The organism is Vibrio owensii CAIM 1854 = LMG 25443 (assembly GCF_000817815.1).
GTDB lineage: Bacteria > Pseudomonadota > Gammaproteobacteria > Enterobacterales > Vibrionaceae > Vibrio > Vibrio owensii.
On sequence record NZ_JPRD01000054.1, the window covers coordinates 1 to 13,140 of the forward strand.

Sequence of the window (13,140 nt, forward strand, 5' to 3'; positions counted from 1 at the left end):
GTGAACGGCATTAGAGCCGAAGCTCTGGTTTTTTTATGTCTTTAGCAGCGCGATTTAAGCACCTTCGTTGTGCAGTTCTAGGTTTGCTAAATCTTGCTGAATCTCGAGTTGCGTTTTCGCATCATCGTTGCGCAAGCCATCAAGGAAATCTAGATATTGCTGATCGATATCACCTGTCACGTATTCACCGTTAAATACAGAGGTATCGAATTGCGTGATGTCTTGATTGCCAAGACCAACCGCTTCAACCAAGTCATCCAAACGCTGATAAATCAGTGCATCTGCGCCGATTTGCTTACAGATAGTTTCGTTATCACGGCCATGTGCAATCAGCTCTGTTGCGCTTGGCATATCGATACCGTAAACGTTCGGGAAGCGCACTTCAGGAGCCGCTGAAACCATAAACACTTTGTTCGCACCGGAATCACGAGCCATCTCAATGATCTGCTCTGAAGTGGTACCACGAACAATAGAATCATCGACAAGCAGTACGTTCTTATCTTTGAACTCAGAACGAATAGCATTCAGTTTACGACGAACTGATTTCTTACGTTGCTGTTGACCCGGCATGATAAAGGTACGGCCGACGTAACGGTTTTTCACGAAACCTTGGCGGTATGGTTTGTCAATGGCTTGTGCAATTTGCAGCGCAATATCACACGATGTTTCAGGAATTGGGATAACCACGTCGATATCAAGATCTGCGTAATCTTCGCGGATACGGTCACCCAGCTTTTTACCCATTTCAACACGAGCGCTGTAAACCGAGATCTTATCAATGAATGAGTCTGGACGAGCGAAGTAGACGAATTCAAAGATACATGGGTTCAGTTTTGGATTGTCGCCACATTGCTTGGTAAACAACTCGCCTTCAAACGTTGCGTAAATCGCTTCACCTGGTGCGACATCACGAACAAAGTCAAAACCAACCGCATCAAGTGCTACAGATTCTGAAGCCACCATGTACTCTGTTCTGCCTTCGACTTCACGCTTACCTAAACATAAAGGGCGAATACCATGTGGGTCACGGAAAGCAATCATACCATGACCGATGATCATCGCTGCGACAGCATAAGCGCCGCGGATTGTGCGGTGTACATTCGTTACAGCGCGGAAAACGTCATCCGCCGTTACGTTACCTTTTACCGTATCGATCTCATGTGCAAGTACGTTTAGAAGTACTTCTGAGTCTGAAGTGGTGTTGATATGGCGGCGATCTTTTTCAAACAGCTTCTGACGAACTTCATGAGCGTTAGTCAGGTTACCATTGTGGGCAAGTGTAATACCGAAAGGAGAGTTTACGTAGAAAGGTTGAGCTTCAGAGGCACTTGAACTGCCAGCGGTTGGGTAACGAACGTGACCGATACCAACCTCACCTTGTAAGCGTTGCATGTGTCTTGCTTCGAACACATCCTTCACTAAACCGTTCGCCTTACGCAGACGAAAACGATTGCTTTCTATGGTACAAATACCAGCGGCATCTTGGCCACGATGCTGTAACACCGTTAACGCGTCATAAATAGACTGGTTTACAGGCGTTGTGCCCACGATTCCAACAATACCACACATGTCCTAATCCTCGATTTGCGACAGTAGCTGGCACTACTAGATAGTGCCAGACAGAAAACTTGATGTTGCTTTTAAATGCTCGAAGAATGGGGCGATGATACGGCTGAACTCAGGGACCAACTGTGACTCTTTCCACCAATCCGAGCTTGGGAATGCAGTAAACGCATCCATAAAAAACAGCACCGCAGAAACAATCAGTACTCCGCGTAAACCACCAAACACCACACCGAGAATTCGATCGGTACCTGATAGCCCTGTTTTTTGTACCAGTTGACCAATGACGTAATTCACCACTGCACCAACCACTAAGGTTGCGACGAATAACGCCGCAATTGCGGCTCCGTTTCGAAACATTTCATCTTCGATGTTGGTGAAGTACACCGCCAATTTGGCGTAGTAGTTGCTGGAGATAAAAAATGCTCCAAACCAAATCACCAAAGACAAAGCTTCTTTAGCAAAACCGCGAACTAAACTGATCAGAGCTGAAAATCCGATCACACCTAAAATGACAAAATCTAACCAATTCATGTTTTCTTCATCTTAAGTTGGCGCGCATTTTAACAGAAAAAATGCTGACGCAAACGTTTTCTTATGGATTTAATGGCTTAAATTTAAGCAATTGACCTTTTGAGCCTGTAATTTTTTGTAATTCCTTGACCTGTCGTTCAAGTTTACTTTTTGATACATCAGGACCAACAATCACTCGAGTAAAAGCTGTCTCTTTTTTTACATGAGCTTGGTAACCACGCTTCTGTAAATCCTCTACTAATGCAACAGCATTCTCATGATTTTTCAGTGCCATCAACTGAATGATCCAAGCAGAATCTTCATATTGATTTTTTTCTTCAACTGGACGAACCGCAACTTCCACCTGTTCAGGTTGTTTCGTTTCTTCTGGTTGGGTAACTGGCTCTGGTTCTGGCTCCGAAACGGCGACTTGAGGCTCTTCAGATTCATCTACCGTTGCCGTAACCGGAGATTCAGGCAAAGAGACATCATCTTCTACAGGCTCTAGTATCTCGAAGTTCTCCACATCGCTATCAAGTTCAGGTTTGATAGGAATACTGGCAAACTCTTCTTTGTAGTGCAGTTTCTTACCATCTAGTACGTCTGGAAGTACGATGACCCCCACCGCCACTAGAATGATGGTGCCGACTAAACGACTTTGGAATTTACTTGCCATCAAATTACCTTTGATTACTCATTATTTGATTGCCAATGCTCCAACACTTCGCCCACTGTATGGAATGAACCAACCACCAAAATAACATCGGCTTGAGCGGCGTGTTTCTGTGCGCTCTCAAACGCTTCGACTGGGGTTTGGAACTGAACTTGACCTTGAGGTAAGTATTGGCACAGTTCATCTGCTGTCGCCGCGCGTGGGCCAGTTAGCGATGCTGGGTACCATTGTGTTGCAATTGGAGTTAATGCTTCGATTGTTGCCTTGATGTCTTTATCGTGCAGCATCGCGACCACAACGTGGATATTCTTATCCGCGTATTGGCGTTTCACCTTCTCAACTAAGTATTCAGCTGAGTGAGGGTTGTGCGCGACATCAAGAACGATTTCTGGGCCCGTTTGCAGAACCTGCATTCGGCCAGCTAGACGAGCATTATTCAAGCCATTAACGATATTAATGTCAGTGATTTGCAATTCTGAAGCGCCAAGTGCCATTAAAGCTGTTGCTGCATTTGGTAGCGGTAGCGATGGAACTGGTAGGTCTTCTAATGCAAATGCACCACTGGTCCACTTCCAGCCTTTCTCAGTCAATTGGTAATCGAACTGGATGCCAACTTGGAAGAACTCAGCTTGAATGTCATCAGCGTGCGCAGCAACGGTTGCTGGCGGCGTTGGTTGGCCACAAATCGCAGGTTTACCAGCACGGTAGATACCCGCTTTCTCAAAGCCAATTACATTGATGTCATCACCAAGCCAATCCACATGGTCGATAGCCAAGCTGGTAATAACAGAGACATCATGATCCACAACGTTTGTTGCATCTAAACGCCCGCCGAGGCCAACTTCTAGCAGAACTACGTCGACTTTCTCAACTTGGAAAATACGAAGTGCGGCTAACGTACCGAATTCAAACAAGCTTAGACTAATATCGCCGCGTTGCTGCTCAACGTAATCAAACGCTTCACAGTGTTTGCTGTCCTCTGCATCCACGCCATTGATGCGCACACGTTCGTTGTAACGAATTAGGTGTGGAGAGCTGTATACCCCCACTGAGTAGCCTGCATCTAACAGAATGGCTTCCATCAATGCACACGTCGATCCCTTGCCATTAGTGCCGGCAACAGTAATCACAGTAGGAGCAGGTTTGGTGAGGTTGGCTTTTTGCGTTACCGCTTGAACACGGTCTAAGCCAAGGTCGATAGCTGAAGTGTGGAGATTTGTTAAATAATCAAGCCACATCGTTAGAGAGGATGTGGCTTGAGGAATAGAGTTTTGGGTCATCTAACTTTAACCATTAATTTCTTTGGTTTTTATGTTAGCTGATACTTTACCCTTTTTCGTCCGCTTCTGGTACAGAATATGGTTCTTCATTTGGAGATTCGTTAGCCGAAACCACCATAGGAGACTTGTGGTTAGTTAGCTTAGCCACTAGACCACCCACACGCTGACGCATTTCACGACGGTCAACGATCATGTCAATCGCACCGTGCTCAAGAAGGAACTCACTACGTTGGAAGCCTTCAGGAAGGTCTTCACGTACTGTCTGTTCGATTACACGGCGACCTGCAAAGCCGATAAGTGCTTTAGGTTCACCAATATTGATGTCACCTAGCATTGCCAAACTCGCAGATACACCACCCATTGTTGGGTCAGTCAGTACAGAGATGAATGGTAGGCCTTTGTCAGAAAGACGCTCAAGTGCTGCACTGGTTTTCGCCATTTGCATTAGAGACATCAGTGCCTCTTGCATACGCGCACCGCCACTTGCTGAGAAACAAACAAGCGCACAGTTGTTTTCAATTGCTGCTTCTACCGCTTTAACAAAGCGTGCACCAACAACAGAACCCATTGAACCGCCCATGAAAGAGAATTCAAACGCACACGCCACTAATGGCATGCCCAGTAATTCACCTTGCATTACGATCAGTGCATCTTTCTCGCCGCTGCTCTTTTGCGCTGCAGAGATACGCTCTTTGTAGCGTTTAGAATCTTTAAACTTCAGTTTATCTTGTGGCTCAAGTTCAGTGCCAAGCTCTACGCGTTCACCTTCATCTAAGAATGTTTCTAGACGACGACGCGCTTTCATGCGCATGTGGTGATTACACTTAGGACAAACTTCTAGGTTGCGCTCAAGCTCAGCATGGTACAGAACCTGCTCACAAGAAGTACATTTGGTCCACACGCCTTCAGGAATAGAGGCTTTACGTGAACTTACTAGGTTGCTTTTCTCTAAAATCTTTTCAAGCCAACTCATGGAAGACCTTTTCTCTCAACTCTTCCGCTTCATTGCGAAAGATATAAATTCGGGAATATTGCGGATGGATTAAAACATATCTTGCCGCGACTGTAGATAAAAAACTGGTTGTACCTATTTTTGATATCATTAATAACGCACAGTTTCTGCACGTATCCAGTCTAAAGTACCGATATTTTGAAACAAAATCGCAAATTTAGTTCAAATTATCTGGCAAAAACAGCGGACCGATCGGAACTTGTGGCAATCCAAACTCTTCTGGGTAATCCACATCCACTAAGTACAGACCTTCAGCTTTCGCCGTTGCACCTGCTAATTTGCGGTCTTTTGCTTCAAGTAGCCACTTGATCCATTCTGGTTTTTCTTCGCCACGACCTACCTTGATCAGGCTACCAGTAATGTTACGCACCATATGGTGGACAAAAGCATTCGCTTTAATATCAATCACGATGTAATCACCATGGCGGGTCACATTAAGGTGCATCAAGTTGCGGAATGGGCTCAACGACTGGCAATGCGCAGCGCGGAATGAACTAAAGTCGTTCTCACCTAACAGGTACTGACCTGCTTCATGCATTTTCTTCTCGTCTAGCTCACCGTGATAGTGGCTAACGCCAGAATTTAAAATACCAGGACGCAATGCGTGGTTGAAGATGATGTAGCGGTAACGACGTGCGGTTGCTGAGAATCGAGCATGGAAATCATCGTTCACTTCCACTGCCCAGCGGACAGCGATATCACTTGGCATGTTCGCGTTTGCGCCCATGGTCCAAGCCACCATTTTACGACTCACGTTGGTGTCAAAGTGAACGACCTGACCAGTGCCATGTACGCCAGCATCGGTACGACCAGCACACTGTACTTCGACAGGGTGGTTCGCGACCACAGATAATGCTTTCTCTAGCTCTTCTTGGACACTTTTCACGTCTCTTTGGCGTTGCCAACCAAAGTAGTTTGTACCGTTGTATTCGATACCTAATGCGATTCTCATTTTAACCTTCGAACTCTAAAATGGGGCGGGAAGTATATACGTAAGTCCTTCCAGATACAAAAAAGGGCAGCGTTTGCTACCCCTTTTTACTTATCGACCGTTAATCGTGTCGATGAGAGTTTTAGCCTCTCTGCGAATATCGTCCTCACCGTAGACGATCGCTTCCTCTAACAGTTTAATCGCGCCTTGAGGATCGTTCATTTCAAGGTAGATTTTTGCTAGGTCGAGCTTACCTGCGGCTTCTGCATTGGTATCGACATCAACATCACCAATATCGCCAATCACATCCGGAAACTCATTCAAACCCACATCGAGTTTGAGCTCTTGCTCTTCAAACTCACCACCGTCTTTGTCTACCTGAGCCATCAACTCATCAATGGTCATGAATTGATTTTTCTTCGGATCAAAATCGGTTAGGTCGTCTTGCTCACCCCAGTTTTCTTGCGCGATCTCAGGCTGTGCAAGTGCTTCTGATGAACTCCACACTTCACGCTGGTCTTCTGGAACCTCTGCCGTTGATGAGGTGTTTTCTGGCGACAGCTTAAAGCCATCCCAATCGTCACCAACATCCAGCATGGTTTCAAAGTCCATACCTGCACTTGCAATGGTGTCGCTGTCTAACTTGCCATCAAATACTTCAGATTCAGCATTTTCAGACAACAAGTTCGCCATCGCAGACTCTTCAAAGTCATTTAATTCCGACTCTAGGTCATTGCTCGGCTCAGGCTCTAAATCGGCACTGAAAGCTTCTGGTTGCGCGAAGACCTCAAACAGAGCGTCATGGTCATTCTCTGCTTGTTGTACAGCTTGAGAGACTTCTGAGTGCTCTTTAACAACCTCAGGTTCAACAGTGTCAGAGTCAGAACTTGCTGCCTCTTCTGTCACTGATGCCAAAGCATCTTCCTCATTGAACTCTGGTAGTTCAAAGTCATCGAAGTTGAACTCTTCTTCTTCCGCGACTGGCGCTTGAGGCTCAGCGATTTCAGATTCCGCTATCGCAGGCTCTTCGGCCATTGAAGCTAATGCATCTTCTTCGTTGAACTCCGGAAGCTCTAACTCATCGAAGTTGAACTCTTCTTCTGCTTGCGCAACTGGCGCTTCAGGCTCTGCGATTTCAGATTCCGCTGGCGCAGGCTCTTCGGCCATTGAAGCCAGTGCATCCTCTTCGTTGAACTCAGGAAGCTCTAACTCATCGAAGTGGAACTCTTCTTCTGCTTCCGCAACTGGCGCTTCAGGCTCAACGATTTCAGATTCCGCTAGCGCAGGCTCCTCGACCATCGAAGCTAATGCGTCTTCTTCGTTGAACTCCGGAAGCTCTAACTCATCGAAGTTGAATTCTTCTTCCGCTTCCGCAACTGGTGCTTCAGGCTCAGCGATTTCAGATTCCGCTAGCGCAGGCTCTTCGGCCATTGAAGCCAATGCGTCTTCTTCGTTGAACTCCGGAAGCTCTAACTCGTCGAAGTTGAACTCTTCTTCTGCTTCCGCGACTGGCGCTTGAGGCTCCGCGATTTCAGATTCCGTTAGCGCTGGCTCTTCGGCCATTGAAGCTAATGCATCTTCTTCGTTGAACTCAGGAAGCTCTAACTCATCGAAGTTGAACTCTTCTTCTGCTTCCGCAACTGGCGCTTGAGGCTCAGCGATTTCAGATTCCGCTAGCGCAGGCTCTTCAGCCATCGAAGCCAATGCATCTTCTTCGTTGAACTCTGGAAGTTCTAACTCGTCGAAGCTGAACTCCTCTTCATCAATAGCCGATTCAGTCGAGCTTGCCGCTACGGGTTCTTGTTCAATTTTGTTTTCAGGTTCTATCTCATCAACCAGCCAATCTTCCTCTTGAGGAATTCCAAATTCGTTTTCAACCGTATTTGGTGTTGGCGTGAACGCTGGAGCCGGCTCAGTTTCCGGTTCGACCATCGTTTCTTCTTGTGGCTGAGACGCTTCCGTTAAGCTTTCTGCTTGAGGATCTAACGCTTCAGAAACTTCAGCTGAATACTCTTCAATTGTATTTTCTGCTAGTTCGTTACCTTCAACCGATGGTTCAGCCGGAGCTTCTGATTGCTGCTCCGCATTCTCACTTGCTACTGGCTCTTCACCAATTAAAGCATCAAGTTCTGCTGCAAAGTCTGAACGCTCTTGCTCATCTGGTAAGAGCGCTTCGTTGTTACTTTCGAATAGCTCATCAAGCTCCGTCATTAACGGATCATGCTCTTGGGAAACGTCCTCAAGGTCGCCTAAGAAATCTTGGCTATCAAAATCATCAATTGATTCTGGTTGCTCCTGTTCAATCGGCTCACTTGGAAGTTCTGCCTGAGTTTGGTTATCAACTTCAGGTTGGTTCTCACTCAGCAGAGCATCAATATCCAAACCAGAATCGAGACCAAGCGCTGCTTTTTCCTCTTCCAGATCGGCAGCAGGCTCAACATCTGTCATTGGCTGAGGTTGTTGAGCACTCTCTTCAGCTTCTGGCTCTAGATCATCAAAGCCTAACGAAGCAAGGAGATCGTCGTCACTAAGCTTGTTTTCTGCTTGCTCTAACTCGTCATCTTCACGAATCAGTTCATCAAATGGATCGATTTCACTGCTTGTTTCGTCCTGCTCTTCTTCTACACTCTCGTCGCTAAGCAGTTCGTCCAGCAGGTCAACGCTGTTTTCATCAATGTCTTCTAGAGAATCGTCACCATCGAAGCCCGACAGCTTTTCTAGCTCATCAAGCGGGTCAAAGTCATCATCGGATGAATCTTCATCATCGAAACCAATGAGGTCATCAAGTAGATCTGTGCTGTCTTCGTCGATGGTTGGCTCTTCGCTTAAACCTGCGATGTCTTCCAACTCTTCAAGGGGATCAAGTTCGTTAAGTGGTTCGCCATCGTCTTCACCGATCAACTCATCAAGTAACGCTGATGCTTCTTCTTCACTTGAATCGCTTTCAGATAAACCAGATAACGTTTCTAGCTCATCAAACAAATCATCATCAGTGTCTTTTGGCGTTGGCTGTTCATACTGTGCAAGCAACTTGTCGATGTCGTCATCTGTCGCTTCACCCGCAGAGAATGCCGTTTCAGATACCGTTGGCTTATCATCTTCAACGTCTAAGTTGAGATCGTCACCATCAAGGTCAGCAAACAGATCATCGAGCATTGCTTGATCAAGCGTATTACTTTGTAACTCTTCCGCGGGGTCATCAGCCGCGAGTAATTCAGCAAAGGCGTCATCAGACATTGCATCAGAGCCGTCTTCGTCAGAAAGATCGAAGCCTGCATCATCATCGTCATCGAGCACTTCAAGCTCAGGCGTCACCTCATCGAGTGCGCGCTCCATCTCTTCAAGACCAAGGGCTTTTTCTTCGCCATTGACTTTGATGCCATTACTAGAAGAGTCAAACTCATCGAAACCAACATCCAGCTCGCCATCATCGCCAATACCCGCGAATGGGTCTTCGCCATCGTCGCCTTCTAGATTGAAGTCGAGGTCATCGTCATCGAGGTTACCGAAAACGTCCTCTTCTTCAGGCTGTTGTTCTTCTTGTTCGAATAGGTTTTCTGTTTCGTCGTCATCGCCGAACAGGTCATCATCTAGGCTTAGCTCTTCATCTAATTCGTCAGCAGCCGCTAAACCGATTGGCGCCGCAAGAGGATCAACGTTTTGCTGTTCTTGTGCAGCCGCTTCTTCCTCTTTCGCTTTAGAGCGTCGACCAAGTAGCATAACGACTAGCAACGCAATCAAAGCACCAGGAATCAATGCCGCAAGACCGACAAGCCAACCATTCGACAAAATTTTGTCCATGGTGCTTGGTTGCATGCGTTGTTGCTCAGCGACACGCTGGCGTTCCTCTGCCAGCAGTTTTTCTACTTCCGAGCGAATGCGTTCTTCATCGTTGAGCGAGGTTTTTAGCGTTTCGACTTCACTCTGTACTTCAGAAAGCATCAAACGCAGGCGATGATTCTTCTCTTCTAAAGATTCCAATTCACTTTGCGAGCCTTGCAGCTTGTCTTTCAGCGCACTGACTTGCTTCTCGCCTTCTGGTGAGGTGATCACTGCAGGCACTGGCGTCTCAGGTTTTACCACTTTTACCAGATCTGGTTTCGGAGCTTCTGGTTTCGCAGCCTCTGGTTTTGGATCTGGCTTTGCGGTTTCAACCACTGGTTTTGGCGGCTCAACTTTCGGTTTTACAGGTTGAGTAGGCGTTGCTTTTGGCTGAGTGAGTCGAGCTTCATGCGCTTTCATAATGGCAACAGCTTGCGCAGTTGTTGCGCTTTGCACTTGCTCCAGAGAAGGGACACGTAATCGACTACCAGGAATCAGTTCGTGGATATTCTGTTTATCAAACGCTTGAGGGTTGATTCTATAGATGGCGAGCAGCGTTTGTTGTACGGAAACATTTCGAGAAGGTCGCAATTGAGAAGCGATCGACCATAAAGTCTCATTTTGACCTGTCGGGCCAAAGAAGCGCGACGGTTGGTCATTTTTAGGTGGAGCGGGCAACGCTCGTTCAATCTCCTCAGCAAAGCTCGGAGACGCTTGCACTTCACCAGAGGGTCCTACAAGACGAATACCTTCGGCTTGAACCAATGACGATGTCTGAGTCACGCTCATCAGCACAAGGGCTGCTAACAAACGCTTATAATTTTGACGCATAGAAGGCTCAGTTTGGTGCTAGTAACAATTTGAAATAGTGATCGGTTAAATATATCGGATATAGCCCTCAAAACTATAGCTTTGAGGGTAAAAAATGTGTGGCTCTCACCATATTCGTACTAATCTCACACAATTTTACGCTATTCGAACAAAAAAGCCTCGCATAGTGCGAGGCTTTAAGGTTCTTAATGTGGTCGACTTAGTAGTAATCGCGAATCAGAACTTCTGCAATTTGAACTGCGTTGGTTGCTGCGCCTTTACGAACATTATCGGCAACAACCCATAGGTTCACGCCACTGTGATGGCTGATATCGTTACGAATACGACCAACCATTACATGGTCTTTGCCGCCCGCATCACGAACTTGTGTTGGGAAGTCTTCACCGTGGAATACTTCAATACCATCTGTTTGCTCAAGTAAGTTAATCACTTCTTGTGCATCGATTGGTGAGCGAGTCTCAATATGAACCGCTTCTGCGTGACCATAGAATACAGGTACGCGTACACAAGTTGGGTTTACTGTGATTGATGGGTCGTTAAAGATCTTTTGCGTTTCCCACACCATTTTCATTTCTTCTTTGGTGTAGCCGTTTTCCATCATCTGGTCGATTTGTGGAATACAGTTAAACGCGATCTGTTGAGAGAATTGCTTCTTGTCAGCAGGTAGACCATTTAGTAGCTTCGCTGTTTGACCTGCTAGCTCATCAATACCTGCTTTACCTGCACCCGATACAGATTGGTAAGTTGAAACGTTAATACGTTCAATGCCCACTGCATCATGAATTGGTTTCAGTGCCACCAGCATTTGGATGGTTGAACAGTTCGGGTTTGCAATGATATTGCGGTTACGAAACTCTGCAATCGCTTCTGGGTTTACTTCTGGCACAACCAAAGGAATGTCATATTCGTAACGGAAGTTCGACGTGTTATCGATAACGATAACGCCTTCATCAGCGGCAATTGGTGCCCATTTTGCTGACAGTTCGCCACCAGCAGAGAACAGTGCGATGTGCGCTTGAGACCAATCGAATTCTTCTACGTTTTGAACACGTACCGTTTTACCATTGAAGCGGTAAGTCTTGCCTTCACTGCGCTCACTCGCAAGTAGGAAGATTTCACCTACCGGGAATTTGCGCTCTTGAAGCACTTCCAAAATTGTTTCACCGACCGCACCGGTCGCACCTAATACGGCAACATTGTATTGCTGGCTCATTGACTTACCTCAACCTGAAAACCTAGTTCTGCTAATGGTGCAAGATTGCATGTTTCGTTACCCATTAGCGTGACAGCGCTGTACTCGCGGCGATCCCAGTAGTTTTTACGCATCAGGTCAAAAGAGCCAGGCTTACTGATTTCGCGGCGGAAAAGAGCGTCATCTTTACGCACATCATAGATTAACTGCGTGATGTTGTGCAGCGTTGCTTCATCCCATGCTCTGTCCAATACCATAGTCGGGACAGGCGCGGTCGGCAGTAAATCGCTGGCATGCGCACGTAATTCGTTATTTAAGAACTCACAGTAGCTGTTGAAAATCATCGTCGTACCGCGAGCTTTCCCTTCCAGACCATAGCCTGCAACGTGAGGGGTTGCGAATGCTAGCAGAGGCAGAAGCTCCATATCAACCTCTGGTTCAAATTCAAATACGTCGAGTGCCGCTGTAAAGCCGTCGTTTTTCAGCAAACGCTGCTTCAGCGCTTGGTTGTCCACAACGGGACCGCGCGCCGCATTAATAAGAATTTGATCGCTGCGAAGACCATTTAACACCTTCTCATCAATCAAATGATGCGTTGGGTGTGGACCATCTTTAGTGATAGGTGTGTGCAGCGTGATGATGTCAGAACGTTCGATAAGCTCTGCTAATGGAGTGAAACTGCGAGAATCGCCCTCTTCTTGTTTGAATGGGTCATTGATAAGCACGTTGATGCCCATGCCTTTCAAACATTTCTCAAGGTAACTGCCCACTTGGCCCGCACCGATGATGCCAACGGTTTTATCGAAAACGGAGAAGCCTTGCTGTTTTGCTAGCACCATCATGACGCTGAACGCATACTCAGCAACACCCACTTTGTTACATCCTGGTGCAGCGGTGAAGAAAATGCCTTTCTCTTTTAAAAGTGCTTGGTCAACATGATCCATACCTGCCGTTGCTGTACCAACGAACTTCAGCTTGTTTGCTTTGCTGATCAGTTCTGCGTTTACTTTGGTAACTGAGCGAATCATTAGTGCATCTACATCCACTAAATCATCGGCTGTCAGTGTACGACCGGGTTTTAGAATCACTTCACCGAGTTGGCTGAATAGCTCTTCAGCGTACGGCATATTTTCATCAACAATAATTTTCATAGCGCCAGCGTTTAACATCCATTTGTATGAGTTCGTTTATTCGCAAGATGCGAAGCTAAAGCGATTGTGCCCTTTTCTTGAAAAATCTCAACAACTATACCCAAGTGACTTTCAAAAGCAGGTTTCAGAAAAGAAAAAGCCCGGCTAAATTAGCCGGGCAAAGTTCCAGAAC

At 46.5% G+C, this 13,140-nt stretch carries 9 protein-coding genes; all 9 read right to left on the reverse strand.

What is annotated here, in order from left to right:
- Positions 1-54: 54 nt before the first annotated feature.
- A complete protein-coding gene (gene purF / locus H735_RS24540) occupies positions 55-1,569 on the reverse strand; it encodes an amidophosphoribosyltransferase (protein ID WP_005439792.1) in 1,515 nt (504 codons plus the stop codon).
- A 36-nt stretch (positions 1,570-1,605) separates the two neighbouring features.
- Positions 1,606-2,097, reverse strand: a complete 492-nt coding sequence (locus tag H735_RS24545) for a CvpA family protein (RefSeq protein WP_005432921.1) — start codon at positions 2,095-2,097, stop codon at positions 1,606-1,608.
- 61 nt (positions 2,098-2,158) lie between these two features.
- A complete protein-coding gene (locus tag H735_RS24550; RefSeq protein ID WP_009707340.1) occupies positions 2,159-2,752 on the reverse strand; it encodes an SPOR domain-containing protein in 594 nt (197 codons plus the stop codon).
- Positions 2,753-2,766: 14 nt separating this feature from the next.
- The gene (folC, locus tag H735_RS24555; protein ID WP_020197105.1) at positions 2,767-4,029 is read right to left on the reverse strand and encodes a bifunctional tetrahydrofolate synthase/dihydrofolate synthase; all 1,263 of its coding nucleotides are present in this window, start codon (positions 4,027-4,029) and stop codon (positions 2,767-2,769) included.
- 46 nt (positions 4,030-4,075) lie between these two features.
- On the reverse strand, positions 4,076-5,002 hold the full coding sequence (gene accD / locus H735_RS24560; RefSeq protein ID WP_020197104.1) for an acetyl-CoA carboxylase, carboxyltransferase subunit beta: 927 nt from the start codon (positions 5,000-5,002) through the stop codon (positions 4,076-4,078).
- Positions 5,003-5,198: 196 nt separating this feature from the next.
- The gene (gene truA, locus H735_RS24565; protein ID WP_005439796.1) at positions 5,199-5,993 is read right to left on the reverse strand and encodes a tRNA pseudouridine(38-40) synthase TruA; all 795 of its coding nucleotides are present in this window, start codon (positions 5,991-5,993) and stop codon (positions 5,199-5,201) included.
- Between the two features lie 90 nt (positions 5,994-6,083).
- The gene (locus tag H735_RS24570; protein ID WP_020197103.1) at positions 6,084-10,625 is read right to left on the reverse strand and encodes a FimV/HubP family polar landmark protein; all 4,542 of its coding nucleotides are present in this window, start codon (positions 10,623-10,625) and stop codon (positions 6,084-6,086) included.
- Positions 10,626-10,824: 199 nt separating this feature from the next.
- Positions 10,825-11,838 (reverse strand): aspartate-semialdehyde dehydrogenase, encoded by a 1,014-nt coding sequence (locus H735_RS24575; RefSeq protein WP_005448028.1) that lies wholly within the window; start codon positions 11,836-11,838, stop codon positions 10,825-10,827.
- Positions 11,835-12,968, reverse strand: coding sequence for a 4-phosphoerythronate dehydrogenase (locus H735_RS24580; protein WP_027726782.1), 1,134 nt, complete (start codon positions 12,966-12,968; stop codon positions 11,835-11,837). The genes H735_RS24575 and H735_RS24580 overlap by 4 nt, the downstream gene beginning before the upstream one ends.
- Positions 12,969-13,140 lie beyond the last annotated feature (172 nt).

Coding starts and splice junctions, on each gene's coding strand:
- purF (WP_005439792.1), bottom strand. CDS start 1,569: ATGTGTGGTATTGTTGGAATCGTGGGCACAACGCCTGTAAACCAGTCT.
- H735_RS24545 (WP_005432921.1), bottom strand. CDS start 2,097: ATGAATTGGTTAGATTTTGTCATTTTAGGTGTGATCGGATTTTCAGCT.
- H735_RS24550 (WP_009707340.1), bottom strand. CDS start 2,752: ATGGCAAGTAAATTCCAAAGTCGTTTAGTCGGCACCATCATTCTAGTG.
- folC (WP_020197105.1), bottom strand. CDS start 4,029: ATGACCCAAAACTCTATTCCTCAAGCCACATCCTCTCTAACGATGTGG.
- accD (WP_020197104.1), bottom strand. CDS start 5,002: ATGAGTTGGCTTGAAAAGATTTTAGAGAAAAGCAACCTAGTAAGTTCA.
- truA (WP_005439796.1), bottom strand. CDS start 5,993: ATGAGAATCGCATTAGGTATCGAATACAACGGTACAAACTACTTTGGT.
- H735_RS24570 (WP_020197103.1), bottom strand. CDS start 10,625: ATGCGTCAAAATTATAAGCGTTTGTTAGCAGCCCTTGTGCTGATGAGC.
- H735_RS24575 (WP_005448028.1), bottom strand. CDS start 11,838: ATGAGCCAGCAATACAATGTTGCCGTATTAGGTGCGACCGGTGCGGTC.
- H735_RS24580 (WP_027726782.1), bottom strand. CDS start 12,968: ATGAAAATTATTGTTGATGAAAATATGCCGTACGCTGAAGAGCTATTC.